Origin of the sequence: Comamonas sp. Tr-654, from assembly GCF_011752915.1 — a bacterium.
In the GTDB taxonomy this organism is placed as follows: Bacteria; Pseudomonadota; Gammaproteobacteria; order Burkholderiales; family Burkholderiaceae_C; genus Comamonas.
This window is the reverse complement of sequence record NZ_VWWQ01000007.1, coordinates 198,386-223,605: the sequence shown is the minus strand read 5'-3', so window position 1 is coordinate 223,605 and position 25,220 is coordinate 198,386. Positions and strand designations below refer to the sequence as shown.

The window sequence follows — 25,220 nt, the reverse complement described above, 5'->3', positions numbered from 1 at the left end:
CCTTGGCGGAGCCGAAGCCTATTTGGGCTCTGACGCATATCCATCAAGTGCTGACCGCTATAAAAAAGGAGATATATGGAATTTCGGCTCATCCCCAAAGCCGCTGTTGCCGCATTGCTTGCCGCTGGCGTGCTGGCTGGCTGCGCAGCACCTTCTGCCGTTCCGCAAAACGCAGCTTCGCTGAAGGCAGGCGAGGTCAGCAGTGCCACGCGCGAGGCGCTGGTCACTTTTGCTCAAAGCCTGCCGCCTGACGATGCTCAGGATCACGAAGATGCGCAGCGAGGCCTGATTGCCAGACCCACGGGCCAGGTCCGGGACGCCGATGGTCGCGTGCTCAAGGACTTTGCCTCCTTTGATTTTGTGCAGGGCACTGCGCCCGACAGTGTCAACCCCAGCCTCTGGCACCATGCCCGGCTCAATGCCCAGGCGGGGCTGTTCAAGGTCAGCGACGGTATCTATCAGCTGCGCGGCTTTGACATGGGCAACATCACCCTGGTCGAGGGAAAGACCGGCTGGATTGTGGTGGACGCGCTGACCAGCCGCGAGATTGCCGCAGCCGCCATGGCATTTGCGCGCCAGCACTTGGGCGATAAGCCCGTGACGGCGCTGATCTTCACACACAGCCATGCAGATCATTTTGGCGGTGCATTGGGAGTTATCACCGCCGCGGAAGTGGCGCGGCGCAAAGTGCCCGTGGTGGCGCCTGCGGGCTTCATGAATGAGGCCACCAGCGAGAACTTGCTCGTGGGCACAGCCATGGCGCGGCGCGCCGTCTACCAGTTCGGCACGCGGCTGCCGCTGTCGCCCACGGGCAATGTGGACACGGGCCTGGGCAAGAGCCTGGTCAGCGGCCATACGGGCATTCTGCCCCCCACGGTCAGCGTTGACAGGGCCGACCAGGAGATGATGCTGGACGGCGTGCGCTTCGTGTTTCACAACATGCCCGGGGCCGAAGCCCCTGCCGAGCTGACTTTCAGCATCCCGGAGCGCAAGGCCTTTGGAGGGGCCGAGATTCTGGCGCAGACCATGCACAATCTGCTGCCCATACGCGGTGCCAAGGTGCGCGATGCCATGCAGTGGTCTGCCTATCTGCAAAAGGTGCTGGAGCAGGCTGGCGATGCGGAGGTGCTGTTCAACCAGCACAACTGGCCGGTCTGGGGCAAGGCGCATATTGCCAGCTTCATCAGCCGCCAGCGCGATCTCTACCAGTTCATGCATGACCAGACCGTGCGCCTTATCAACCAGGGGCTGCAACCTGCCGAGATTGCAGAACAGATCAAGCTGCCGCCGTCGCTGGCGGCTTTCTGGGGCGGACGTGGCTACTACGGCGATCTGCGTCATAACGTCAAAGCCATCTACCAGTTCTACCTCGGCAATTACGATGGCAACCCAGCCAACCTGGATCCGCTGCCGCCCAAGCTCAAGGCGCAGAAATATGTGGCGGCGCTGGGTGGCACAGCCAAGGTGCTGGAGCAAGGCAGTGCAGCGGCCGAGCAGGGCGACTATCGCTGGGCTGTGGAGCTGCTGCAGCAACTGGTGTTTGCCGAGCCGGACAACGCGGTGGCGAAAGAACTGCTGGCCCGCTGCCATGAGCAGCTAGGCTATCGCGCCGAGTCTGCCACCTGGCGTAACAGCTATCTGACGGCGGCGCTGGAGTTGCGCCAGGGTGTGGCGCCCATGGCCAAGGATGTATCGGCCATGGCCGAGATGACGGCGCAGATTCCGACCGAGCGTTTTCTTGAAGTGCTGGCCACACGGCTGGACGCAGCCAAGGCTGCGGACAGGCGCTTTGTCATGAATCTGGCGCTGGATGATGTGGACGAGCGCTATGTGATCTGGCTTGAAAACGCGGTGCTGCATTTCCGCAAGGCGCCAGCCCAGGATGGCGCGGATGTGTCGCTGAACCTCACCCGACCCGCATTCCTGAAGCTTTTGTCCGGAGCTGCCAAGGAAGGGCAAGCGCCAGCCATGAAAATCGAGGGTGACCGTGCAGCTCTGGGGGCATTCCTGAAGCTGTTTGATGCCAACCGGCCCGATTTCCCCATCGTCACCCGGTAGGGCGGACGCCTGAAAACAAAAAACCGCATGACTGGCATGCGGTTTTTTTGTTGGCAGCTTGCACTGCGTGGCAGTGGCAGATTACTTCTGCGTCAGAATCCAGGCCACCAGCTTCTTGGCGTCGGCTTCATTCACCTGGGGGTTGGCGGGCATGGGCACGGGGCCCCAGACGCCGGAGCCGCCCTTGATGACCTTGGCAGCCAGCTTGTCGGTGGCATCCTTCTGGCCGGCATACTTGGCGGCCACTTCCTTGAAGGCGGGACCGACCAGCTTCTTGTCCACGGCGTGGCAGGCCATGCAGTTCTTGGACTGCGCCAGAGCCTGGTCGGCCATTGCAGGAGCCACAACCGCGGCAGAAAGAGCGAAAGCGATCAGAAATTGCTTCATCATGAGTTCCAGGAGGCAGGGTTAAAGTTGATCTTTTGGCCCATTGTAGTGCTTGCTTTGTGTACGCTTTAGTGCCCGCTATGTTGGGGAAAATGAACAAAAGTGAGGGAATATGTATCTGCTAGGACTCGCCATTGTGTTGTCGCTGCTCAAGCTCGCGGAGATCGGACCCGTGGGTGCCTGGAGCTGGTGGCCGATTCTGGCCGTGTATGGCGCGGCCGTTGCATGGTGGGCCTGGGCCGACGCGTCGGGCTACACCAAGCGTAAGGCCATGGAGAAGATGGACCAGCGCAAGAAGGAGCGCATCGAACGCCAGAAACAGGCCATGGCACCCGGTCAGCGACGTCGCTGAGCAGCGAACAAGGCATCGCGATTGACGATGCTCCACCGAGGTTTTGCCTGACAGCGCGCCATGGGCTAGGCATCGCTGAGCGGCGGCGCTGGGCCATAATCCGGAGAATACTTTCCCGATAACGTCCTATAGCGAACCCCATGCCCGCATACCGTTCCAAAACCTCCACCGGCGGCCGCAACATGGCTGGTGCGCGCGCCCTGTGGCGTGCCACCGGCATGAAAGATGGCGATTTCGACAAACCCATCATTGCGATTGCCAACTCCTTCACCCAGTTCGTGCCCGGCCATGTGCACCTGAAGGATCTGGGACAACTGGTCGCGCGCGAGATCGAAAAGGCCGGCGGCGTGGCCAAGGAGTTCAACACCATCGCCGTGGACGATGGCATCGCCATGGGTCATGACGGCATGCTGTATTCGCTGCCCAGCCGTGACCTGATTGCAGACTCGGTCGAGTACATGGTCAACGCTCACTGCGCCGACGCGCTGGTGTGCATCTCCAACTGCGACAAGATCACCCCCGGCATGCTGATGGCCGCGATGCGCCTGAACATTCCCGTGATCTTTGTTTCCGGCGGCCCCATGGAAGCCGGCAAGACCAAGCTGGCCAACCCCGAAACCAAGACCATCGAGTTCAAGAAGCTGGACCTGGTGGACGCCATGGTGATCGCGGCCGACCAGCGCTATTCCGACGCGGAAGTGGCCCAGGTGGAGCGCTCCGCCTGTCCGACCTGCGGTTCCTGCTCGGGCATGTTCACTGCCAATTCGATGAACTGCCTGACCGAGGCCCTGGGCCTGTCCCTGCCGGGCAACGGCACCGTGGTGGCCACGCATGCCGACCGTGAAGAGCTGTTCCTGCGCGCCGGCCGCCGCATTGTCGAGCTGGCCCGCGACTACTACGAAAACGACAACGAGAGCGTGCTGCCGCGCTCCGTGGGCTTCAAAGCGTTCGAGAACTGCATCACGCTGGACATCGCCATGGGCGGCTCCACCAATACCATCCTGCACCTGCTGGCCATCGCCCAGGAAGCGGGCATCGATTTCACCATGGCCGACATCGACCGCCTCTCGCGCGTCGTGCCCCAGCTGTGCAAGGTGGCGCCCAACACGCCCAAGTACCACATCGAAGACGTGCACCGCGCCGGCGGCATCATGGCCATCCTGGGCGAGCTGGACCGCGCCGGCAAGCTGCACACCGATGTGCCCACGGTGCATGCCAAGACCATGAAGGATGCGCTGGACCAGTGGGACATCCTGCGCACGCAGGACGAGGCCGTGCGCCACTTCTACATGGCCGGTCCGGCCGGCATTCCCACGCAGGTGGCGTTCAGCCAGAACACCCGCTGGCCCAGCCTGGATCTGGATCGCGCCGAAGGCTGCATCCGCAGCTACGAGCACGCTTTCAGCAAGGAAGGCGGCCTGGCCGTGCTGCGCGGCAATATCGCGCTGGACGGCTGCGTGGTGAAGTCCGCAGGCGTGGACGAGTCGATTCTGGTGTTCGAAGGTCCGGCCCATGTGGTCGAGTCGCAGGACGAGGCCGTGGCCAACATCCTGGCCGACAAGGTCAAGGCCGGCGATGTGGTCATCGTGCGCTACGAAGGCCCCAAGGGCGGCCCCGGCATGCAGGAAATGCTCTACCCCACCAGCTACATCAAGTCCAAGGGTCTGGGCAAGGCCTGTGCGCTGCTGACGGACGGCCGCTTCTCGGGCGGTACCTCCGGCCTGTCCATCGGTCACTGCTCGCCTGAGGCGGCAGCCGGCGGCGCGATTGGCCTGGTTCAGAATGGTGACATCATCCGCATCGACATTCCCAACCGCAGCATCAACATGCTGGTCAGCGACGAAGAGCTGGCGCGCCGCCGTGAAGCACAGAACGCCAAGGGCTGGAAGCCTGCCCAGGCCCGTCCTCGCAAGGTCTCGGCAGCCCTCAAGGCCTATGCCAAGCTGGTGACCAGTGCCGACACCGGCGCCGTGCGCGATCTGTCGCTGCTCGACGACTAAGTTACGTTTGTTTCGTCATTTCGTCAGCGCGGGCTTTGCCTGCTGACCGACAATCCCACAGCCGCCCGACGCAAGTCGCGCGGCTGTTTTTATTGTCTTGCCAGAAAGTGATCTTCATGTCTTTCGCTGTTCGCCCCTCCTTCTTGTTGAAGACAGCAGGGCTGCTGGCCTTGCTGGGGGCATTGACGGCGCAGGCGGCAGAAGGGCGTTATCCGCAGCGTCCCGTGCGTCTGGTGGTTCCTTTCACGCCTGGAGGCTCCACCGATATCGTGGCGCGCCTGGTTGCCGATGCCATGCACACGACTCTGGGTCAGCCCGTGGTGGTCGACAACCGCTCCGGCGCCAGCGGCTTCATCGGTGCCGAGGCCGTGGCCAATGCCGCACCTGACGGCTACACGATAGGCCTGGGCACCATCAGTACGCTGGTGGTCAATCCCATCATGCTGCCCCAGTCGGCACGCATAGATCCTGCCAAGGCCCTGGTGCCGGTGGTCGCACTGGCGTCCATTCCGTCGGTGTTCTCCGTGCATCCGAATATGGGCGTGCAGAACTATGCCCAGTTCCTCACTCTTGCGCGCAGCAAGCCGGGCCAGTTCAATATCGGCTCGGCTGGAATCGGCTCCATCGGGCACCTGATTGCCGAGCGCCTCAATGCCGATCTCAAGCTCAAGCTGCACCACATTCCCTACAAAGGGCAGGGGCCGGTGATCAGCGGCGCACTGTCGGGCGAGACACAGGTGCTCAGCGATCAGTATCCCTCGTCGGCTCCGCATGTGACTGCGGGCCGCCTGGTTCCGTTCGCCGTGGCCGCACAGGAGCGCCTGCCGGCGCTGCCGCAAGTGCCCACGTTCAAGGAACTGGGTCATTCCGCGCTCAACGATCTGGCCATTACCTGGTTCGGCATCGTTTCTCCGGCCGGCACGCCGCAGGCCGTGGTGAGCCGGCTCAACAGCGCTGCCAATGCGGCCCTGCAGGAGCCGGCCGTGCAGGAGCGTCTACAGGCCATGGGCGTGCATGTCTTGGGCGGCACCGCGCAGCGCCTGGGCTCCATGATGGAGGAGACGGCCAAGGCCGTGCGCCAGACCGTGCGCGAGCAAGGCCTGGCGGCAGATAGGCCGCATTGAGGTTGGGAAGAGTGCTGCCTATGTCGGATGCCGCCGTCATCCAGGCCGGGTTGGGCGTCTCTGAGGCCTCTGAATCGGCGAATAAGGCCTGGCAGCGTTTTCGGGGCATGCAGTTTTGCAGAAACGTCATCGGCCTGCGGCACAATGCCTGACATGCTGATGTATCCGCACATTGATCCTGTAGCCGTGCAGATTGGCCCTTTGGCCGTGCACTGGTATGGCATAACCTATCTGGTGGCCTTCGGTCTGTTCCTGTTCCTGGGCACGCGCCGACTGCACCACCCTCCATTCAAATACATGACAGGCGAGCGAGCTTGGGCGCGCAAGGATGTGGAGGACATTCTCTTTCTCGGCGTGCTGGGCGTGGTCGTGGGCGGGCGAATCGGCTACTGCCTGTTCTACAAGCCCGGCTACTACCTCTCGCATCCGCTGGAGATTCTTGCCGTCTGGCAGGGCGGCATGAGCTTTCACGGCGGTCTGCTGGGCGTCATCGGCTCCATGATCTGGTTTGCGCGCTCGCGCAAGCGCAACTGGCTGGAAGTCGCGGATTTCGTGGCGCCCTGCGTTCCCACGGGGCTGGCGGCGGGCCGTATCGGCAACTTCATCAACGGCGAGCTCTGGGGACGTTTTGCCAGTGCCGAGCTGCCCTGGGCCATGGTGTTCCCGCAAAGCGGCTCCATGCTGCCGCGTCACCCCTCGCAGATCTATCAATTTCTGATGGAAGGGCTGCTGCTGTTCATCATTCTGTGGCTGTATGCGCGCAAGGAGCGCAAGCCCGGCCAGGTCGCAGCGGTCTTTCTGATCGGCTATGGCGCTTTCCGTTTCATTGCCGAGTACTTCCGTGAGCCCGATGACTTCCTGGGCATTCTGTCGCTGGGCATGAGCATGGGCCAGTGGCTGTGCCTGCCCATGATCGTCGCTGGTGTGCTGATGTGGGTGTGGTGCGGCAAGCGCCAGGCCTACGTGGTTCAGCGGACGGCGACCTGATTGTCAAACCCTTGAAAACGCAGACTTCGGTCTGCGTTTTTTATGCGGCGCCAGCTGCGACAGGAAAACTGCACATAATGGCTCAAAGCGTTACTGCAATTGCGGTATCTGCTTCTTCAATGAGAGCATGATGGTGCAGGAACAAGGAGATGCTTATGGGTTGGGCAGCCGAGTGGATTGAGCAAACCAAGCTGTGGGTGCGTGGCGCCGAGGGCGAGAAGGGCGACGGCCTGCATCGCCCGCTGGCGCAACGCCTGGAGGCCACCTTGCGCCGCGGGCAGGAGGCGCTGTCGCCGCGCGAGCTGCGCCGCTTGCTGCAGGACATGCAGCAGGTGGCCGATACCGCGCTCAGCGACGTGGAGGGCGGCCGTCACGCTCAGGTGTTGATGGACTGGTATGGCAAGGCCGAGGCGCCTGTGCGCAAGGACTTCTGGCTGCTGACGATCGAAAAGTTCGGCCCCGATGCCAAGGCCCTGCAGGCTGCGCGCGAGCGCTATGACAAGGCGGGCAGCGATGTGGAGCGCGGCGAGGCTGAGATGAGCCTGCGCCGTGCCCTGGTTTCATCGCGCACGCGGCTGCTGCAGCGTTTTGCCCAGCCCAAGGGAGGCATGGGCTTTCTGGTCGACATGCGCGCCGAGCTGCTGGCCTTGCCCAAGGCGGAACAGCACTATGTGGCGCTGGATGCCGAGCTGGAGCATCTGTTCTCCAGCTGGTTTGATGTGGCCTTGCTGGAGCTCAAAAGCCTGAACTGGGATTCGCCGGCATCGCTGCTGGAGAAGCTGATCCAGTACGAGGCCGTGCACGATATCCGCAGCTGGGCCGATCTGAAGAATCGCCTTGACAGCGACCGTCGCTGCTATGGATTCTTCCACCCGCGCATGCCCAATGTGCCGCTGATCTTTGTGGAGGTGGCACTGCTGGACAAGATGGCGGGCAGCATGGCTCCGCTGCTGGACGAGGCCGCAGCGGCAGCCGATCTGGCCAAGGCCAATACCGCCATCTTCTACTCCATCAGCAACACCCAGACCGGACTCAAGGGCGTGAGCTTCGGTGACTCGCTGATCAAGCATGTGGTGGAGACGCTCACGCAGGAGTTTCCCAAGCTCAAGCAGTTCGCCACGCTGTCGCCGATTCCGGGACTGCGCAGCTGGCTGAGCAAGAACGGCGATGCGGCGCTGGCGGAGCTGGACGACAAACAGAAGGCAGCCCTGGAAAAAGTCGCCGGAGGAGTGAGCGCCGCGCAATTGCTGGCTGCGCTGGACGATCCCGGTTCGCTGCCAGAGAAATCGGTGGTGCGCCAGGCCGCCATGTTTTGCGCTGCGCGCTATCTGGGTCGGGAAACTGCCAAGGGCCGTCCGCTGGATGCCGTGGCACGCTTTCACCTTGGCAACGGTGCGCGCGTGGAGCGCCTGAACTGGGCGGCAGACCTGTCGTCCAAGGGACTCAAGCAATCCATGGGACTGATGGTCAACTATCTGTATGACCTCAAGCGCCTGGACAAGCACCGCAGCCTGTTGGCGCAGAGCAAGATTCCCGTTTCCTCGGAGATCGAATCGCTGTGCAAGGGGTGAGTGCATCGCGACCCGCGCTGCGCACAGCCTGAGCCGGCTTTTGCTGCTGCGTCTCCCAACCACAAGTCCGGCTGCCGAAGAGCTGCTGACCGGACGAGCAGAGGAGACATACATGCGGGATTCTTGGGCAAAGAGCGTGGGTTTGCAGCGGCGCACGCTGCTTCGGTCGACAGGGGCGCTGCTGGCTGCCGGAGCATCGGGCTGGACGGCAATGGCCGGGGCCTCGGAATGGCCGACCAGGCCGGTCACACTGATCGTGCCTTTTCCTGCCGGCGGCGGTACCGACACTTTTGCCAGACCGTTTTCTGCACAGTTCGCCAAGACCTCGGGCAAGACCCTGGTGATAGACAACCGCGGCGGCGCGGGCGGCACGCTGGGCGCCAGTATTGCGGCCAAGTCCGCCGCCGACGGCTACAACTTCTTCATGGGCGGCACCCATCATGTGATTGCGCCCTCGGTCTATCCCAAGCTTGATTACGATCTGGAGCGCGACTTCATCCCGCTGGCGCTGCTGGCCAGCGTGCCGCAGGTCGTGGTGGTCAATCCCAAGAAGGTGACTCATGCCACCTTGCAGGCACTGGTGCAGGACTTGCGCTCCAACCCCGGCAAGTACAACTATGCCTCGGCAGGGCCGGGGTCCTCGCACCATCTGGCGGGCGAGCTATTCAAGCTGCAGACCAAGACCCAGATCACCCATATTCCCTACAAGGGCGCGGGACCGGCGCTGCAGGACCTGATCGCCGGCAATGTGGACATGCTGTTCGACGGCCTGGGCTCGTCGGCCCAGCACATCAAGGGCGGTCGTATCAAGGCGCTGATGGTGGCCGGCACAAAGCGCAACCTTGCCTTTCCCGATGTGCCCTGCGCGGCCGAGTGCGGCCTGCCGGACTTCACCGTCACCACCTGGTATGGGTTGTGGGCGCCCAAGGGAACGCCAGCCGCCGTGCAGCAGCAGATGCTGGACGAGGTGCGCAAGATAGGTGCCGCCGAGGACATCAAGGCAGCCTGGGCCAAGAATGGCGCCGACTACGGGCAGCTGAGCCAGCCGCAGTTTGCCGCCATGGTGCAAAGCGAGATCCAGCGCTGGGCGCATGTGGTCAAGGCGGCCAATGTGAAGATCGATTCCTGATCCCGCCGCCAAGCGGGACGGCCTTTGCCGGGCGCCCGTTTTGACGGGCGCGATTTTTCAGTGCCTGCTCCTGCCGGGCGGGCCGGGGCCGGGCCTATGATGGCCTCGGACCTTTTGCATTCACCGACAGCATCACGATCACCGACATGTCTCAAGCCAATCTTTTCAGCGCGCTGCGCGCTGCGTTTCCTGCGGATCTGACGAAAAATGCCGTGGAGGCCATCGAGCCCGATGGCTCCAGCCTCTACTACACCTGGGCCGATCTGGAGCATGGCAGTGCACGCATGGCCAATCTGCTGGCCTCGCTGGACCTGCCCGAGGGCAGCCGCATTGCGGTGCAGGTGGAAAAGTCGGTCGAAGCCATGATGCTCTACCTGGCCACGCTGCGCAGCGGCCATGTGTTCCTGCCGCTGAACACGGCCTACCAGAGCGCCGAGATGGAGTACTTCATCACGAATGCCGAGCCGGCCGTGGTGGTCTGCGCACCCGGCTGTTTCGGCTGGGTGTCCAAGATTGCGTTCAACCACGGTGTGGGCCATGTCTACACCCTGGGCACCGACCGCACGGGCAGCCTGCTGGAGCGCGCGGCCCACCATAGCGACGAGCACCAGGTCGTGCCGCGCCGCACCGACGATCTGGCGGCGATTCTCTACACCAGTGGCACCACGGGGCGCAGCAAGGGTGCCATGCTCAGCCACGGCAATCTGCTGAGCAATGCGGCCATGCTCAAGGTCTACTGGGGCTGGCAGGAAGGCGATGTGCTGATTCATGCGCTGCCCATCTTCCATGTGCACGGCCTGTTTGTGGCCATTCACGGGGCCCTGCTCAACGGCAGTCCCATGATCTGGTTTTCCCGCTTCGAGCCCGAGGCCGTCATGGCGCGCTTCAAGGATGCGACCGTCTTCATGGGCGTGCCGACCCTGTATGTGCGCATGCTGGCCGACGCCCGGCTGGACCGCGACATGGCCGCGCACATGCGTCTCTTCATCTCGGGTTCGGCCCCCATGCTGATCGAGACCTTCCGCGCCTGGAAGACACGTACTGGCCACACCATCCTGGAGCGTTACGGCATGAGCGAGACCATCATGCTGACCTCCAACCCCTATCAGGCCGATGCGCGCTACGGCAACGAGGCCGAGCGCCGCGGCGCAACCGTGGGTTTCCCGCTGCCGGGCGTGGGCGTGCGCATTCATGGCGACGACGGCAAGGCCCTGCCCGCAGGCGAGATCGGCAACATCGAAGTTCAGGGCCCCAATGTCTTCACGGGCTACTGGCGCATGCCGGAGAAGACCGCCGAGGAGTTCACGGCCGATGGCTGGTTCAAGACCGGCGATGTGGGCATGCAGGATGCGCGCGGCTATTTCAGCATCGTCGGGCGCAGCAAAGACTTGATCATCTCGGGCGGCTACAACGTCTATCCGGCCGAGGTGGAGGGCTTCATCAACGATCTGGCCGGCGTGGACGAAAGCGCCCTGGTGGGCGTGCCGCACCCGGATTTTGGTGAGGTGGGCGTGGCCGTCATCGTGCCGCGCAAGGGCGCGCAGCTGGATGGGCAGCAGATTCTGGAGTCGCTCAAGGCCAGGCTGGCCAATTTCAAGGTGCCCAAGCGCTGCTATGTGGTGGACAGCCTGCCGCGCAACACCATGGGCAAGGTCCAGAAGAAGCTGCTGCGCGACCAGTATCAGCAAGAGTTCTCCTGAACCCGGCCGCAGCCCGGCGGTTCCAGCCGGGCGCCAGGCGTTGGTTTTTGGCCGCACTATTGGCCACATTTCAGGCGCTTGTCTTTTGACTTGACTCCTGAAAAGTGAGCTGTTTGCGCACATTGGCAAGCAATTTCAGCATTGAATCAGCCTAAAAATAAAGCAGCTTGTGCGCAAGCTGCTTTTAATTTGGGAGTGAAAAAAGGCCGCCTTAGGGCGGCCTGTCTCACTGCTTGTCAGAGGTACCGGGCAAGGCGCCATCCTCTCAAGCTGAAGCCGCGAGGCGGCTCAGGTGAAGTCCATCAGCGCAGCACCAGCACGGGCACGGGCGAGTGCGTCAGCACATGCTGGGTTTCACTGCCCAGCAGCAGACGCTGCAGTCCCTTGCGGCCATGCGAAGCCATGACGATCAGGTCGCAGTCGTGCTTCTTGGCCACTTCCACAATGGATTCGGCCACCAGATCGGAGTGGGCGATTTCGGTGGTGACATTGACCTTGCGCTCGTGGCCGAAGGCTTTGACGCCGTTCAGCAGGGTCTGGGCCTGGCTGGTCCATTGCTCTTCGATGCGCTTGGCTTCCTTGATGTCCAGCAAATCGCTGCCTTCCAGATAGCTGCGCGGATAGTGCGACACAACCTTGAGTGCAATCACGCTGGCGCCGCACAAAGCGGCCAGATCCAGGCCTGCATGCACAGCCTTGTCCGAGAGTTCAGTGCCATCAGTAGCAATCAAAATGCGGTTGTACATAGCTTTCTCCTTCAGGTTGTATGCGTTGTGGATACAAGCATATGTCGATTGGGCAGTTAACAGTTGATTAATGTCAAGGTGGGTATCATCTTGCGTAGTTACGCTTGAAACATGTCCCAACACACTACTGTCCAGCCCTCCGCGGCAGAGCGTGCTGTTGCTGACACCGGTTTCCTGAACTCGTCCCAGATGCACAGCCATCTGCTGGACGATCCGCAAGAATGGAGCTCGTTTGGCCGTCCCGCAGGCCAGAGCTCCAAGGCTCCAATCTCCGAAAACGCGACCGAATCCCCGGTGTGGGATTCCTTTGTGGTTTTGGAGGGCATGCACTGTGCTGCATGTGCGCTGACCATCGAGGAGGCGCTGCGAGCCGTCCCGGGAGTGCAGGCCGCCGAAGTCAGTGCCGCAACGCGTCGAGCCCGCGTCGAATGGCGTCCTGCCCAGGTGCTTCCATCGCAATGGATGGACGCCATCTCGCGTGCCGGCTATCGGGCCTTGCCCGCGCGCGATGCGTTTGCGCGCGAGCTGCGCCAGGCAGAGACGCGCCGTGCCCTGTGGCGCTGGCTGGTGGCCGGCCTGTGCATGATGCAGGTGATGATGTATGCATGGCCTGCCTACACGGCGCGTCCCGGCGATCTGTCACTGGAGATGGAGACCTTGCTGCGCTGGGCCTCCTGGGTGATTTCTCTGCCCGTGGTGCTGTTTTGCTGCGGTCCCTTCTTCAAGAGTGCGCTCAAGGACATCAGCCAGCGCCGCGTGAGCATGGATCTGCCCGTGGCCATAGGCATGCTGATTACCTTTGTCATCAGCACGCTGGGCACTTTTGATCCCTCCGGCCCTTTTGGTCAGGAAGTCTTCTTCGACTCGCTGACCATGTTTGTCTTTTTCCTGCTCACGGGGCGCTGGCTGGAGTTGCGCCTGCGCGACCGCACGGCCGGTGCATTGGAAGCCGTGATGAACCGACTGCCGGATTCGGTGCTGCGCCTGCAGCCTGACTCGGGCGAGTTCGAGCGGGTGGCCACACGTCGACTGAGCGCGGGCGATGTGGTGCGTGTGCTCACGGGCGAGGCTTTCCCCGCAGACGGCCGGATTGTGCGTGGCACCACCCATGCCGATGAGGCGCTTCTGACCGGCGAGTCCACCCCTGTATTGCGTGCACAGGGCGATCCAGTCACCGCCGGCAGCTACAACCTGGACAGTGTTGTCGATGTGCGCGTGGATAGCGTGGGGGAGGGCACTCGCTTTGCGCAGATCGTGAATCTGATGGAAAGCGCTTCGCTGCAAAAGCCCACCCTGGCCCAGCTGGCCGACAGGGTGGCTCGTCCTTTCCTCGTCGTGGTGCTGCTGGCGGCGCTGGCTGCGGCCATCTGGTGGTGGCCTGTCGACCCGGGCAAGGCCATGATGGTGGCCGTGGCCGTGCTCATCGTCACCTGCCCCTGCGCGCTTTCACTGGCCACGCCAGTGGCCATGCTGACGGCGGCTGGCACCCTGGCGCGCAGCGGCGTGCTGGTGCGCAATCTGCAGGGGCTGGAGGCGCTGGCCGCCGTGGATACGCTGGTCTTCGACAAGACCGGAACGCTGACGCGCGATGGTCTGGTGCTGCGTGCGCTGACACCCGCTGAAGGTCAAAACACTGATGACCTGCTGGCGCTGACCGCCTTGCTGGCGCGTCAGTCCATGCATCCCGCTTCCAGGGCCCTGGCGCAGGCGGCCGAGATGGCCGAACTGCCTGCCAGCGCATGGCTGCTGGACTCCGTCCAGGAAGTTGCCGGCAGCGGCCTCGATGTCTGGGTGCAGGCGCGCAGCAATCCCGCCTTGCGCCGCCATCTTCGTCTGGGCTCGGCCGCGCATTGTGGCGTGCCCGAGCTGGCACCGCATGAGCCGGGTCAGAGCGTGATGCTGGCCGAGGAGTCGCAAGCTGGCTGGCAGCCCATGGCGCAGTTCCATCTGAGCGAAGACGTGCGTCCCGAAGCGGCCCAGGTCATTGCCGATCTCAGGCGCCATGGCGTCAGCGTGCAGCTGCTCTCGGGAGACCGCTCGGCAGCGGTGCAGACGGTGGCTGCCAGGCTGGGTATCGAGACTGCGCAGGGCGATTGCCAACCGCAGGACAAGCTGGCCGCCCTGCAGGCCGCACAGGCGGCGGGGCACAAGGTCGCCATGGTTGGCGACGGCCTGAATGACGGCCCAGTTTTAGCCGGAGCGCATGTCTCTTTTGCGTTTGGCAATGCAGTGCCGCTGGCACAATCGCGAGCAGACTTCGTGGTACTGGGAGACAGCCTGGAGTTAGTGCTGCAAAACCTGTTGCTGGCCCGACGGACCTTGTCCGTGGTGCGCCAGAACCTTGGCTGGGCAGCAGCCTATAACGCGATCTCTATTCCTCTGGCCCTGATGGGCTGGATGCCTGCCTGGCTGGCAGGGCTCGGCATGGCGCTGAGCTCCTTGCTGGTCGTCGCCAACGCAGCCCGTCTTGCACGAGCGTTGCCGCTGCAGGTCGCTGATAGCAACGCGTCCGCCCCCGCGCATCTTGCGCCGCGGGGCACCGTCATGCCACTGATTCAAGGAGGCCGTTGATGGACATTCTGTATGTGTTGATTCCGCTGTCGGTAGTTCTGGTCATGGCCATTGTGGCCGCCCTGTGGTGGGCCGTTTACCGGGGCCAGTTCGAGAGCGTTGAACAGGAAGGCGAGCGCATTCTTCGCGACGATTGATGTGGCTCAACGAGCCCAATGAGAAACCAGTGAACACTTTGCAAGAAATCTAAGAGGTGCCCGATGGAAGCAACAAATAACAATGCTGTCTATTACGACGACACCGTCGTAAGACAGTTCTCTATCATGGCCGTGGTATGGGGGGTGGTAGGTATGGCAGTGGGCGTGTTTATCGCGTCCCAGCTGGCCTGGCCGGAACTCAACTTCGGCATTCCCTGGCTGAGCTACGGACGCCTGCGTCCGCTGCATACCAATGCCGTGATCTTTGCCTTTGGTGGCTCGGCCTTGTTCGCCACCAGCTACTACGTGGTGCAACGCACCTGCCAGACCAAACTGTTCATGCCCAAGCTGGCCAGCCTGACCTTCTGGGCCTGGCAACTGGTCATCGTGGCAGCAGCCATCAGCCTGCCCCTGGGATACACCCAGGGCAAGGAATACGCCGAACTGGAATGGCCCATCGACCTGTTGATCACCGTGACCTGGGTGTCCTATGCCATCGTGTTCTTCGGCACCATCGGAATCCGCAAGGTTAAGCACATCTATGTGGCCAACTGGTTCTTCGGTGCCTTTATCCTGGCCGTGGCCTTGCTGCACGTGGTCAACAACGTCTCCATTCCTGCAGGCTGGATGAAGAGCTACTCGGCCTATGCCGGCGTGCAAGACGCCATGGTCCAGTGGTGGTATGGCCATAACGCCGTGGGCTTCTTTCTGACCGCAGGCTTCCTGGGCATGATGTATTACTTCATCCCCAAGCAGGCCGGTCGCCCCGTGTATTCGTACCGCCTGTCGATCGTGCACTTCTGGGCACTGATCTTCACCTATATGTGGGCCGGTCCTCACCACCTGCACTACACAGCGCTGCCCGACTGGGCCCAGTCGCTGGGCATGGTGTTCTCGCTGATCCTGCTGGCTCCCAGCTGGGGCGGCATGATCAACGGCATCATGACGCTGTCGGGTGCCTGGCACAAGCTGCGTGACGACCCCATCCTGCGCTTCCTGATCGTGTCCCTGTCGTTCTACGGCATGTCCACCTTCGAAGGCCCGATGATGGCCATCAAGACCGTCAACGCACTGAGCCACTACACCGACTGGACCGTAGGCCACGTGCACTCCGGCGCTCTGGGCTGGGTGGGTCTGATCACCATGGGTTCTCTGTACTACCTGATTCCCCGTCTCTTCGGCCGCGAAAAAATGCACTCCGTGCCCGCGATCGAGCTGCACTTCTGGATGTCGACCATCGGCATCGTGCTGTACATCGCCGCGATGTGGATTGCCGGTGTGATGCAGGGCCTGATGTGGCGCGCCATCAACCCCGACGGCACGCTGACCTACACCTTCGTCGAAAGCGTGAAGGCGACCTATCCCTTCTACGTGATTCGCGTGACCGGCGGTCTGCTGTATCTGGGCGGCATGCTGGTGATGGCATGGAATACCTGGAAGACCGCAATGGCCGGCCGTTCCGTCAAGGTGGCAGTGCCTGCCGTGGTGGCTCACGCCTGAGCATTGAGGAGCAAAAGCAATGTCTGATCAAAATAACGCAGTTCCCAAGAGCTCTTTGCACGAGAAGATCGAGACCAGCAACTTTCTGCTGATCGCGCTGACGCTGTTCGTGCTGACCATCGGTGGCCTGGTCGAAATCGTGCCGCTGTTCTTCCAGAAGTCCACGACCGAAGCCGTGGCGGGCCTCAAGCCCTACACGCCGCTGCAACTGATGGGCCGTGACGTCTATCTGCGTGAAGGTTGCTACAACTGCCACTCGCAGATGATCCGCCCCTTCCGCGCCGAGACCATGCGCTACGGCCACTACTCGGTGGCTGGCGAGTTCGTCTACGACCACCCCTTCCAGTGGGGCTCCAAGCGCACCGGCCCCGATCTGCATCGTGTGGGCGGCAAGTACAGCGACGAATGGCATCGCATTCACCTGAACAACCCGCGTGACGTGGTGCCCGAGTCCAACATGCCTGCCTATCCCTGGCTGGAAGCTACCAAGGTGGATGACTCTGCCGTGGCAACGCGCATGAGCGCCTTGCGCAAGGTGGGGGTGCCTTATACCGATGCTGAGATCGCTGGGGCTCAGGCTGAAGTCAAGGACAAGACCGAGATGGAGGCCGTGATCTCCTATCTGCAGGTCCTGGGTCGCGCCGTCAAGTAACAGAGGAGGGACTGGAAAATGGATATCACCACCATGCGTGTTCTGGCCACACTGGCATCGCTGGCGTGCTTCGTGGGTATCTGGTGGTGGGCGTTTGCCCGCCGCAACCAGGCCCGTTTCGACGAGGCAGCTCAGCTTCCCTTCCTGGAAGACTGAGTCTGATCACTACAACGAGAACATCCCATGAGCGACTTCTTTAACAACTTCTGGTCCGTGTATATCGCGGCCGTTTCGCTGATCGGCATCCTCGGCTGCTTCTTGCTGCTGGTGCTGGTGGCGCGCCGCAAGGTCGTTCCTTCTGCGGACAACACCACCGGTCACGTCTGGGACGAAGACCTGCGCGAACTCAACAACCCCATGCCCAAGTGGTGGATGGGTCTGTTCGTGATCACCGTGGTCTTCAGCCTGGCCTATCTGGTGGCCTACCCAGGTCTGGGTTCCTTCAAGGGAGAGCTGGACTGGACCCAGTATGGTGCTTACGACAAGGAGATGGAAAAGGCCCGTGTCGACCTGGAGCCCATGTACGCCAAGTTTGTCAGCATGCCCACCGAAGAAATGGCCAAGGATCCCCAGGCCATGGCCATCGGCGAGCGTCTGTTCATGAACAACTGCGCGCAATGCCACGGCTCCGATGCACGCGGCAGCAAGAGCTTTCCCAATCTGAGCGACGGCGACTGGCTGCATGGCGGCACGCCCGACAAGATCAAGGAAACCATCACCAACGGCCGCATCGGCGTGATGCCTCCCATGGCAGCAGCCGTGGGCTCGGCGGAAGATGTGCGCAATGTGGCTCACTATGTGCTGAGCCTGTCTGGCAGCCCCCACGATGCCGTCAAGGCTTCGCAGGGCAAGTCCAAGTTCGTGGCCTGCGCGGCTTGCCACGGCATGGATGGCAAGGGCAACCAGGCGCTTGGCGCACCTAACCTGACCGATGACATCTGGCTGCATGGCTGGGGCGAGTCCGTCATTGTCGACATGGTCAACCATGGCAAGATGAACGAGATGCCTGCCCAGAAGGACAAGCTGACCGAGGCACAGATCGCGGTGCTGGCCTCCTATGTCTGGGGGCTGTCCAACGTAAGCGCCCAGAAGTAAGACGGGTGATGAAGGCGGTGCCAAGGCACCGCCTTTTTCTCGTTTGAGTTTTCAGTAATTACAAAAATATTAAGGAACTGCGATGCCCTGCGATCCGGAGAAACCTCGCAAAGTCATTCCGATCACGGCTGAGCCTGTGGACGGCGGCCAGGAATATATGCCCATGTTCGCCTCCGAACAGAAGGTGTACTCGCGCGCCATCAGCGGCGTCTTCTCGCGCTGGCGCTGGATCATGGTGTTCCTGACCCAGATCGTCTTCTACGGTCTGCCGTGGCTGCAGTGGGGCGAGCGCCAGATGGTGCTGTTCGATCTCGGGGCGCGGCGCTTCTATCTGTTCGGGCTGGTGCTCTACCCGCAGGACTTCATCTACCTGACGGGGCTGCTCATCATCAGCGCGCTGGGGCTGTTTCTGTTTACCGCAGTGGCCGGGCGTCTGTGGTGCGGCTTTTCCTGTCCGCAGACAGTCTATACCGAGATCTTCATGTGGATCGAGAGCAAGGTCGAGGGAGACCGCAGCGCCCGCATGCGCATCGACAAGCATGGCTGGACCTTCGAGAAAATCTGGAAGAAATCGCTTAAACAGTTCCTCTGGATTGTTCTGTCCCTGTGGACCGGATTCACCTTTGTCGGCTACTTCGTGCCCATCCGTGAACTGGGTGTGGAGTTGATGGCCTTCCAGGGCAGCTGGCAGATTTTCTGGGTGCTGTTCTACGGCTTTGCCACATATGGCAATGCTGGCTATATGCGCGAGCAGGTCTGCAAGTACATGTGCCCCTATGCACGTTTCCAGAGCGCCATGTTCGACAAGGACACCATGATCGTCAGCTACGACGTGCAGCGCGGTGAAGCACGCGGCCCGCGCAGAAAAGACGTGGACTACAAGGCGCAGGGTCTGGGTGACTGCATAGACTGCAAGCTTTGCGTTCAGGTCTGCCCCGTAGGCATCGACATCCGCAAGGGGTTGCAGTACGAGTGCATTGGCTGCGGTCTGTGCATCGATGCCTGCAACTCCGTGATGGACAAGATGGAGTACCCGCGCGGCCTGATACGCCTGACCACGCAGAACGCCGTGGCCAAGCTCTGGAAACAGGCGCAGGTGATCCGGCGCATCTTCCGCCCGCGCGTGCTGATCTACTCGACCGTGCTGCTGGCGCTGAGCGCAGCCATGATCGCCAGCCTGGTTCTGCGCGAGCCACTCAAGGTCGACGTGATTCGCGACCGCGCCGCGCTGTCGCGCATCGTGGCTGGCGGCAAGCTCGAAAACGTCTATCGCCTGCAGATCATGAATGCGACCGAGTCCGAGCAGCGCTATCGCATCAGCGCCACGGGGCTGGATCAGCTGGAGGTCGTATCCGAGCAGGAAGTCTCGGTAGGTCCGGCCGAGACACGCGGCATTGCGGTGCGCCTGCAGATTCCCTACGGCTCAGCCGTTTCCGGCTCGCACCCTGTGCATTTCAATGTGGATGCGCTGACGGCTGGAGCCGGACGTATCTCCGAAAAATCCGTGTTCCTGGTGCCACGCTAGGGCATCGCGAATCAGCAACAATTGATGCCGCTCGATTGCAGGTTTGCAATGGGGCGGCCAGATTTCTGAAAAGAGGTTTCACCATGTCGGCAGCACAAGCCAAGGCCCCGCAAAAGGCCAAGATCATCCACCCCGAGGACGGCAAGCCCTGGTGGAAGTTTGCCCATGTCTGGCTCGTCATCGCCGGTCCCGCTGTGGTGGTGGTCGCGGGCATCGTGACCGCCTATATCGCCATGAGCAAGCCGGATCCTGTGATCGACCCCGACTACTACCGTCACGGCATTGAAATCAACCAGCGCCTCACCGAGAGCGAAAAAAGCCTGGCGCCGGCAGTGACGGGGCGCAACCATGCCGCGACGCCGGCCAAGGACCATCCGCTGGATCGCTGACCGCGATTTCAACGCATTCCCGAGGCCGCTTTCGCGGCCTTTTTTACGCCCCTGGTTGCAGACTTTTCTGGAGCCTGGCCGGTCGCGGCGGCACTCGGTGTCTTGGTCGATTGCAGAGTAGGGCGCTCGCTTGCCGTACAGCCGGCGCCGCATGAGCGCATGTTCTGGCCTTCGCTGCAGCGTTCAAGGACCGGTAAAAGCTGGGGCCGGGTGGTATTCAATAACAGGAGCGCATAGCGCTTAATCAAAGGCTATTTCAGATAGATATAGACCTTAAATCGATGCACATAAAGCGCTGGAAGCTCTTTAAGTAAGAGCGGTCCAGGGTTTCCTATCTGAGTGCATGCCCTTGGTATGACGAGGAAAGTCATGGCAATTGTGCAAAATGGGTTCAAACCCACAGGCCAAGGAGAATCGCGATGGATGCTCGACGCTGGATGTGGATTGTCTGGCCGGCTTTTCTGGCGGCGGCAATCATGGAAATGGTGGTATTTGCCTTTGTGGACCCGCTGGACATGCACTGGCTGGGTTCGCCTCTGGAATGGTCGCGCAATGGCATTTACACCCTGGCCTTTTTTGCCTTCTGGGCGGTCACCGTGTTCAGCGGACTGATGACCGCCATGCTGGGCCGTTCGGCCAGCGATCTGAATCAGGGCATAGTCTCGGAGCCCCTGGTCGAGTAAAGCGCTGCGCACAGGACCGCAGTTTCGAGGCCGGTGGCGGCTTCGGATGGCGGGGCTGGGCGCTCGCTGTGCCGGCGGCCTCGGTAGCGGAAACTCCTGGCAGGCATTCGCCGTCATAAAAAAAGCCCGCTGTCTGCGGGCTTTGTCTTGAAGGCTGCTGTCGAACTCAGTCCTGGCATTGCTGGCTGTTGACGATGCGCCTGAGCGCCTCGGTATCCAGAATGCGTAGATGGCGCTGTCGGACTTCGATGATGCCTTCCTCGGCGAACTTGGAGAAGGTGCGGCTCACGGTCTCCAGCTTGAGGCCCAGATAGCTGCCGATTTCTTCACGCGTCATGCGCAGCACCAGCTCCGACTTCGAAAAGCCGCGTGCAGACAGACGCTGCACCAGGTTCAGCACAAAGGCTGCGAGACGTTCTTCGGCGCGCATGCTGCCCAGCAGCAGCATTACGCCATGCTCACGCACGATTTCGCGGCTCATGACCTTGTGCACATGATTTTGCAGTGCTGTGACTTCGCGCGAGAGCTGCTCGAGCTTGTCGAAAGGCATGATGCAGACTTCGGCATCTTCCAGCGCCACGGCATCGCAGGTGTGATGGTCGTTGACGATTCCGTCCAGACCGATGATCTCGCCGGCCATCTGAAAGCCAGTGACCTGGTCGCGACCGTCTTCGGTGGCCACGCTGGTCTTGAAGAAGCCGGTGCGAATGGCGTACAGCGAGGTGAACTCCTCGCCGTTGCGAAACAGCAGCCCGCCCCGTTTGACCTTGCGGCGTGTGGCCACAATTTCGTCAATGCGCTCCATTTGTTCATCGTCCAGGCCCATGGGCATGCACAGTTCACGCAGATTGCAGTTGGAGCAGGATGCTTTGATGGTCTGAAGATTCATGGGCTTTTCAGCAACGGCACAGACAGACTTGGAATGGAGAGTCGCGCCGGTCATTGACCTCGTAGTTAGTGATGAGTTGGATCAAATTGTCGCAGTACTTGCCTTACGCTCTCTTGATATTCATCAAGGACAGTTGGATTGCCTTGGGGCACATTGTTTGTATTCATTCAAAAACATGTGCTTCTGCCCATTATGGGCATGATTTCCAGGATCTGGTTTTCTTTGAAATCTGCTCAATGTGGAGTGTGGGCGCACCCTAACTTTCAGTTATGACCGCAGTCACGCCCGAGTTGCTGAGCCGCTTTGATATTCCCGGCCCGCGCTACACATCATTTCCAACAGCCGACCGTTTTGTTGAGGCTTTTGGTGCAGACGACTATATCCTGGCATTGAAACAGCGCAAGACGCATTCGGGCTCACGTGCCTTGCCCTTGTCCGTTTATGTGCATGTGCCGTTTTGTGAGTCGCTTTGCTATTACTGCGCCTGCAACAAGATAGTGACCAAGCATCATGAGAAGGCTGCCGAGTATCTGGATTATCTGGGCCGTGAACTGGCCATGCATACCGAGCATTGTGGCAAAGGCCAGCTGGTAAGCCAGCTGCATCTTGGAGGCGGCACGCCGACCTTCTTCAGCGATGCCGAACTGCAGCAGCTGATGGTCCTGATGCGTGAGCATTTCAAGCTCGATCCGGCTGGCGAATATTCCATCGAAGTCGATCCGCGTACCGTGAGCAACGAGAGGCTGAAGACACTCAAGGACATGGGCTTCAATCGCCTGAGCTTTGGCGTGCAGGATTTTGACCCCGCAGTGCAGAAAGCGGTGCACCGGGAGCAGCCCGCCGAGCAAGTCTTTGAACTGGTGGCCGAGGCCCGCCGGCTGGGCTTTGTCTCCATCAATGTGGACCTGATCTACGGTCTGCCCAAGCAGACATCCGAGTCTTTTGCGCGAACGCTGGCCCAGGTCAATGAGCTGCGTCCCGACCGCATTGCACTGTATGCCTATGCGCATCTGCCCGAGCGCTTCAAGCCGCAAAGGCGTATTGCATCGGCTGACTTGCCCATGGGACAGGAGAAGCTGAACATGCTCTCCGGCGCAATCGATGCCTTCATGAATGGCGGCTATGTCTATGTGGGCATGGATCACTTTGCGTTGCCCGACGACTCTCTGGCCATCGCCAAGCGTCAGGGGCGCCTGCATCGCAACTTCCAGGGCTACAGCACCCAGCCCGATTGCGACCTGATTGCGCTGGGCGTATCGGCCATCGGCAAGGTGGGCGCCACCTACAGCCAGAACGTCAAGACCCTGGAAGAGTATTACGACGCCATTGATGGCGGCATGCTGCCCGTGCAGCGCGGATTGGCGCTCTCGCGTGACGATCTGGTGCGCAGGGCCATCATCATGGCCATCATGTGTCAGGGCTCCGTCCTGTACGAGCCGATGGAGCAGGCCTGGCTGATCAATTTCCGCGAGTACTTTGCTCGGGAGTTGGCAGCACTTGCGGAAATGCAGCGCAATGGCCTGGTTCAGCTATCCGACGAGGGCTTCAAGGTCACGGGCCTGGGCTGGTTTTTTGTGCGCGGAGTAGCCATGCTGTTTGATCGATATTTGCAGGCCGACCGAAACCGCGCGCGCTTTTCACGCATCATCTAGCGCATGTTGTTTTCGCTGGTCTGGACTGCTTTGATCATGGGGCTCGTGGGTGGGCCCCATTGTCTTGTGATGTGCGCTGCACCTTGCAGCGTCGTGACGGGTGCAAGGCCTGCCAGCGACGGCCAGGTCATCGCCTTGCACGGCCTGCAAAAACGCCAATGGCTGCGTACCAGTCTGTTTCATCTGGGACGCATTGCTGGTTATGCCCTGCTGGGCGGAGTGGCGGCCGTGGCCATGGAGAGTCTGGCCTGGCTGACCAGCCAGACAACGGCCTTGCAGAAGCTCTGGACGCTGATGCATGTCGCGGTTATGGCCTGGGGTCTGGCCATGCTGGTGCAGGCGCGACAACCGGTCTGGCTGGAGCAGGCTGGGCGCTCTGTCTGGACCAGGGTCCAGCCCTGGGTCGTCGCCCCGGGAGGGAGTCTGGCCGCAGGCTTTGCCTGGGCCCTGATGCCTTGCGGTTTGCTGTATTCGGCAGTGCTGGTGGCCGCGCTGAGTGGCGGAGTCTGGCAAGGTGCTCTGTCAATGGCAGCCTTTGCCGTTGGCGGCGCCGTGTGGTTGCTGGCGGGCCCCTGGTTGTGGCAGCTGGGGCAGTCGCATCTCAATGCTTTGCGGGCGCGCTGGGGCACCAGAATTGCGGGTTTGATGCTGATTGGTGTTGCGAGTTGGGCTTTGTGGATGGATCTGGTCTACAAACCCGGCCTTTGGTGCCGATAAGTCACACAGGAGGGGAATGTTGGTGCAGTTTGCATCCCAACAGACCCTAGTCATGGTTGAGCAGTCATGGAACTGCGGAATAATGTCTCATCTTGTGTGTAGCGCTCAAAGTGAATCGTTTCGTTGCTATTGATATCGGACAATTGCGAATTGGCATGTATGTCCATCTGGAGACTGGCTGGTTGCGCCACCCGTTTCCCGTCAGCAGCTTCAAGATTGTCAATGACGAGCAGTTGCAGACGCTCAGGACCCTGAAGCTCAAGGCCGTACAGGTTGATCTCTCCAGAAGCGATCTGGTGGAGGCTGTCACGCCTTCCGTCGCGCCACCTCGGCCTGCTGCGAGCCATCCAGACAGCGATGCGCATGCCTGGCGCGACAGCATTCTGGGTGTGCAGTCCCGGTTTCTGGGTGCGGTTTCCGTATTTGACGATGTTCAGGCCCTGCTGCCTGCCAACCCCGAGCGCGCACGCGCCACGACCGATAGGCTGGTTGCACAGCAAGTCATCAAACTGGCTCAGGCTCGTGATCTGAGCTTGCATCTGCTCGCGGATACGGGCGGTGCCACATTCGGTGTTCATGGAGTGAACGTTTCCGTGCTGAGCCTGTTGCTGGGCAAGACGCTGGGCTTGCGCAACGATGTGCTGCAGGATCTGGGCACTGCCGCGTTGCTGCATGACATCGGCAAGCAGGGGCTGGAGATTTCCGCGTCGGCCAATGCACTGAATCAAGGCACGGATCGCATGCCGCTGCGAGAGACCACCTATGCGCGGCATGTCGGAGAGTCGGTGGCGTTGGCTCTGTCCATGGGCTATCCTCCTTCGGTCACGACAGCCATCGCCCAGCACCATGAGTGGGCTGATGGATCGGGCTTTCCGCTTGGCCTGTTGGCGACCGATATGGATATCGCTGGACAGATACTGGCGCTGGCCAACAATTTCGAGCGTTTGTGCAATCTGCCACTGCAAGGCAACGAAATGACGCCCCATGAAGCCATGGCCGTACTGTATGGGCAGTATCGCCAGCGTTATGCACCTGAGGTGCTCAAGGCATTCGTGCAGACTCTGGGTGTCTATCCGCCGGGGTCCTTGGTGGAGCTCAGCGACGGGCGCATGGGCGTGGTGGTGTCTGTCAATACCAGCCAGTCTCTCAAGCCGCAGGTGCTGACCTATGACACGCAGACGGCGCAGAAGCTGCGGTTCGTCGATTTGCTTGAATATGTGGGTTTGGGGATTCGTCGCGGTTTGACGCGTAATCAGCTATCGCGCAACGCGCTGGAAGCTTTGCAGCCACAACGGCGTCTTTGCTATTTTTTTGACAGTTCTGCAGCACCTGCTGTCGAGAAAGATCTCGCGTGAC

The 25,220-nt window shown here is 61.3% G+C and carries 23 protein-coding genes; 20 read left to right on the top strand and 3 right to left on the bottom strand.

The annotated features are described in order from the left end of the window. The first annotated feature begins 75 nt into the window (after nt 1–75). Nucleotides 76–2,058, top strand: a complete 1,983-nt coding sequence (locus F3J24_RS20880) for an alkyl/aryl-sulfatase (RefSeq protein ID WP_167010305.1) — start codon at nt 76–78, stop codon at nt 2,056–2,058. An 81-nt stretch (nt 2,059–2,139) separates the two neighbouring features. On the opposite strand, the gene F3J24_RS20875 is transcribed toward F3J24_RS20880, so the two are convergent. Next, entirely contained in the window at nt 2,140–2,445 is a 306-nt protein-coding gene (locus F3J24_RS20875) for a c-type cytochrome (protein ID WP_167010302.1), read from the bottom strand. Nucleotides 2,446–2,557: 112 nt separating this feature from the next. Between F3J24_RS20875 and F3J24_RS20870 the strand changes: the two genes are divergently transcribed. The 7 genes from F3J24_RS20870 to F3J24_RS20840 all read left to right on the top strand — a co-directional run bounded on the left by F3J24_RS20870 (nt 2,558) and on the right by F3J24_RS20840 (nt 11,308). Beyond that, nucleotides 2,558–2,797: a TIGR04438 family Trp-rich protein gene (locus F3J24_RS20870; protein ID WP_167010300.1), complete on the top strand. Its 240-nt coding sequence runs from the start codon at nt 2,558–2,560 to the stop codon at nt 2,795–2,797. Nucleotides 2,798–2,937: 140 nt separating this feature from the next. Beyond that, on the top strand, nt 2,938–4,797 hold the full coding sequence (gene ilvD / locus F3J24_RS20865) for a dihydroxy-acid dehydratase (protein WP_167010298.1): 1,860 nt from the start codon (nt 2,938–2,940) through the stop codon (nt 4,795–4,797). Between the two features lie 116 nt (nt 4,798–4,913). Continuing rightward, nucleotides 4,914–5,921 (top strand): tripartite tricarboxylate transporter substrate binding protein, encoded by a 1,008-nt coding sequence (locus tag F3J24_RS20860; RefSeq protein ID WP_167010296.1) that lies wholly within the window; start codon nt 4,914–4,916, stop codon nt 5,919–5,921. Between the two features lie 144 nt (nt 5,922–6,065). Next, entirely contained in the window at nt 6,066–6,908 is an 843-nt protein-coding gene (gene lgt, locus F3J24_RS20855; protein ID WP_167010294.1) for a prolipoprotein diacylglyceryl transferase, read from the top strand. 155 nt (nt 6,909–7,063) lie between these two features. Further along, entirely contained in the window at nt 7,064–8,479 is a 1,416-nt protein-coding gene (locus F3J24_RS20850; RefSeq protein WP_167010292.1) for a malonyl-CoA decarboxylase, read from the top strand. Between the two features lie 112 nt (nt 8,480–8,591). Further along, nucleotides 8,592–9,608: a tripartite tricarboxylate transporter substrate binding protein gene (locus F3J24_RS20845; RefSeq protein WP_167010290.1), complete on the top strand. Its 1,017-nt coding sequence runs from the start codon at nt 8,592–8,594 to the stop codon at nt 9,606–9,608. 146 nt (nt 9,609–9,754) lie between these two features. Further along, nucleotides 9,755–11,308, top strand: a complete 1,554-nt coding sequence (locus F3J24_RS20840) for a malonyl-CoA synthase (RefSeq protein WP_167010288.1) — start codon at nt 9,755–9,757, stop codon at nt 11,306–11,308. 302 nt (nt 11,309–11,610) lie between these two features. Here the strand turns inward: F3J24_RS20840 and F3J24_RS20835 are convergent, their stop codons facing one another. Beyond that, nucleotides 11,611–12,054, bottom strand: coding sequence for a universal stress protein (locus F3J24_RS20835; RefSeq protein ID WP_167010286.1), 444 nt, complete (start codon nt 12,052–12,054; stop codon nt 11,611–11,613). A 189-nt stretch (nt 12,055–12,243) separates the two neighbouring features. On the opposite strand from F3J24_RS20835, the gene F3J24_RS20830 reads away from it, so the two are divergent. From F3J24_RS20830 to F3J24_RS20790, 9 genes are all read left to right on the top strand, one after another. Further along, nucleotides 12,244–14,625 (top strand): cation-translocating P-type ATPase, encoded by a 2,382-nt coding sequence (locus tag F3J24_RS20830; protein ID WP_167010494.1) that lies wholly within the window; start codon nt 12,244–12,246, stop codon nt 14,623–14,625. Continuing rightward, nucleotides 14,625–14,762 carry a cbb3-type cytochrome oxidase assembly protein CcoS gene (gene ccoS, locus F3J24_RS20825; RefSeq protein WP_003056328.1) on the top strand — a complete coding sequence of 46 codons (138 nt, stop codon included), beginning with the start codon at nt 14,625–14,627 and terminating at the stop codon, nt 14,760–14,762. The genes F3J24_RS20830 and ccoS overlap by 1 nt, the downstream gene beginning before the upstream one ends. A gap of 63 nt (nt 14,763–14,825) precedes the next feature. Continuing rightward, nucleotides 14,826–16,262, top strand: coding sequence for a cytochrome-c oxidase, cbb3-type subunit I (ccoN, locus tag F3J24_RS20820; protein WP_167010284.1), 1,437 nt, complete (start codon nt 14,826–14,828; stop codon nt 16,260–16,262). A gap of 19 nt (nt 16,263–16,281) precedes the next feature. Continuing rightward, entirely contained in the window at nt 16,282–16,914 is a 633-nt protein-coding gene (gene ccoO / locus F3J24_RS20815; protein ID WP_167010282.1) for a cytochrome-c oxidase, cbb3-type subunit II, read from the top strand. Between the two features lie 18 nt (nt 16,915–16,932). Next, entirely contained in the window at nt 16,933–17,070 is a 138-nt protein-coding gene (locus F3J24_RS20810) for a CcoQ/FixQ family Cbb3-type cytochrome c oxidase assembly chaperone (RefSeq protein ID WP_043004505.1), read from the top strand. Between the two features lie 27 nt (nt 17,071–17,097). Further along, complete coding sequence (gene ccoP / locus F3J24_RS20805) at nt 17,098–18,009, top strand: cytochrome-c oxidase, cbb3-type subunit III (RefSeq protein ID WP_167010280.1); 912 nt, start codon at nt 17,098–17,100, stop codon at nt 18,007–18,009. A gap of 82 nt (nt 18,010–18,091) precedes the next feature. Further along, on the top strand, nt 18,092–19,534 hold the full coding sequence (ccoG, locus tag F3J24_RS20800) for a cytochrome c oxidase accessory protein CcoG (protein ID WP_167010278.1): 1,443 nt from the start codon (nt 18,092–18,094) through the stop codon (nt 19,532–19,534). 83 nt (nt 19,535–19,617) lie between these two features. Beyond that, entirely contained in the window at nt 19,618–19,923 is a 306-nt protein-coding gene (locus F3J24_RS20795) for a FixH family protein (RefSeq protein ID WP_003056312.1), read from the top strand. Nucleotides 19,924–20,342: 419 nt separating this feature from the next. Beyond that, nucleotides 20,343–20,606 (top strand): hypothetical protein, encoded by a 264-nt coding sequence (locus tag F3J24_RS20790; protein WP_167010275.1) that lies wholly within the window; start codon nt 20,343–20,345, stop codon nt 20,604–20,606. 166 nt (nt 20,607–20,772) lie between these two features. Here F3J24_RS20790 and fnr read toward each other — a convergent pair whose 3' ends face one another. Further along, nucleotides 20,773–21,495, bottom strand: coding sequence for a fumarate/nitrate reduction transcriptional regulator Fnr (gene fnr, locus F3J24_RS20785; RefSeq protein ID WP_029158640.1), 723 nt, complete (start codon nt 21,493–21,495; stop codon nt 20,773–20,775). A gap of 269 nt (nt 21,496–21,764) precedes the next feature. Between fnr and hemN the strand changes: the two genes are divergently transcribed. The 3 genes from hemN (at nt 21,765) to F3J24_RS20770 (ending at nt 25,219) form a co-directional block, all read left to right on the top strand. Further along, on the top strand, nt 21,765–23,147 hold the full coding sequence (hemN, locus tag F3J24_RS20780) for an oxygen-independent coproporphyrinogen III oxidase (protein WP_167010273.1): 1,383 nt from the start codon (nt 21,765–21,767) through the stop codon (nt 23,145–23,147). A gap of 3 nt (nt 23,148–23,150) precedes the next feature. Further along, entirely contained in the window at nt 23,151–23,864 is a 714-nt protein-coding gene (locus F3J24_RS20775; protein WP_167010271.1) for a sulfite exporter TauE/SafE family protein, read from the top strand. 110 nt (nt 23,865–23,974) lie between these two features. Next, on the top strand, nt 23,975–25,219 hold the full coding sequence (locus tag F3J24_RS20770) for an HD-GYP domain-containing protein (RefSeq protein WP_370527753.1): 1,245 nt from the start codon (nt 23,975–23,977) through the stop codon (nt 25,217–25,219). Nucleotide 25,220: the final 1 nt, after the last annotated feature.

What these genes read in the sequence shown, in the direction of transcription:
- F3J24_RS20875 (WP_167010302.1), bottom strand. Translation starts at nt 2,445, where the DNA reads ATGAAGCAATTTCTGATCGCTTTCGCTCTTTCTGCCGCGGTTGTGGCT.
- ccoO (WP_167010282.1), top strand. Translation starts at nt 16,282, where the DNA reads ATGTCTGATCAAAATAACGCAGTTCCCAAGAGCTCTTTGCACGAGAAG.
- F3J24_RS20810 (WP_043004505.1), top strand. Translation starts at nt 16,933, where the DNA reads ATGGATATCACCACCATGCGTGTTCTGGCCACACTGGCATCGCTGGCG.
- fnr (WP_029158640.1), bottom strand. Translation starts at nt 21,495, where the DNA reads ATGAATCTTCAGACCATCAAAGCATCCTGCTCCAACTGCAATCTGCGT.
- F3J24_RS20850 (WP_167010292.1), top strand. Translation starts at nt 7,064, where the DNA reads ATGGGTTGGGCAGCCGAGTGGATTGAGCAAACCAAGCTGTGGGTGCGT.
- F3J24_RS20880 (WP_167010305.1), top strand. Translation starts at nt 76, where the DNA reads ATGGAATTTCGGCTCATCCCCAAAGCCGCTGTTGCCGCATTGCTTGCC.
- F3J24_RS20835 (WP_167010286.1), bottom strand. Translation starts at nt 12,054, where the DNA reads ATGTACAACCGCATTTTGATTGCTACTGATGGCACTGAACTCTCGGAC.
- ccoS (WP_003056328.1), top strand. Translation starts at nt 14,625, where the DNA reads ATGGACATTCTGTATGTGTTGATTCCGCTGTCGGTAGTTCTGGTCATG.
- hemN (WP_167010273.1), top strand. Translation starts at nt 21,765, where the DNA reads ATGACCGCAGTCACGCCCGAGTTGCTGAGCCGCTTTGATATTCCCGGC.
- lgt (WP_167010294.1), top strand. Translation starts at nt 6,066, where the DNA reads ATGCCTGACATGCTGATGTATCCGCACATTGATCCTGTAGCCGTGCAG.
- F3J24_RS20845 (WP_167010290.1), top strand. Translation starts at nt 8,592, where the DNA reads ATGCGGGATTCTTGGGCAAAGAGCGTGGGTTTGCAGCGGCGCACGCTG.
- ccoG (WP_167010278.1), top strand. Translation starts at nt 18,092, where the DNA reads ATGCCCTGCGATCCGGAGAAACCTCGCAAAGTCATTCCGATCACGGCT.
- F3J24_RS20795 (WP_003056312.1), top strand. Translation starts at nt 19,618, where the DNA reads ATGTCGGCAGCACAAGCCAAGGCCCCGCAAAAGGCCAAGATCATCCAC.
- F3J24_RS20830 (WP_167010494.1), top strand. Translation starts at nt 12,244, where the DNA reads ATGCACAGCCATCTGCTGGACGATCCGCAAGAATGGAGCTCGTTTGGC.
- ccoN (WP_167010284.1), top strand. Translation starts at nt 14,826, where the DNA reads ATGGAAGCAACAAATAACAATGCTGTCTATTACGACGACACCGTCGTA.
- ccoP (WP_167010280.1), top strand. Translation starts at nt 17,098, where the DNA reads ATGAGCGACTTCTTTAACAACTTCTGGTCCGTGTATATCGCGGCCGTT.
- F3J24_RS20860 (WP_167010296.1), top strand. Translation starts at nt 4,914, where the DNA reads ATGTCTTTCGCTGTTCGCCCCTCCTTCTTGTTGAAGACAGCAGGGCTG.
- F3J24_RS20775 (WP_167010271.1), top strand. Translation starts at nt 23,151, where the DNA reads ATGTTGTTTTCGCTGGTCTGGACTGCTTTGATCATGGGGCTCGTGGGT.
- F3J24_RS20840 (WP_167010288.1), top strand. Translation starts at nt 9,755, where the DNA reads ATGTCTCAAGCCAATCTTTTCAGCGCGCTGCGCGCTGCGTTTCCTGCG.
- F3J24_RS20870 (WP_167010300.1), top strand. Translation starts at nt 2,558, where the DNA reads ATGTATCTGCTAGGACTCGCCATTGTGTTGTCGCTGCTCAAGCTCGCG.
- ilvD (WP_167010298.1), top strand. Translation starts at nt 2,938, where the DNA reads ATGCCCGCATACCGTTCCAAAACCTCCACCGGCGGCCGCAACATGGCT.
- F3J24_RS20790 (WP_167010275.1), top strand. Translation starts at nt 20,343, where the DNA reads ATGGATGCTCGACGCTGGATGTGGATTGTCTGGCCGGCTTTTCTGGCG.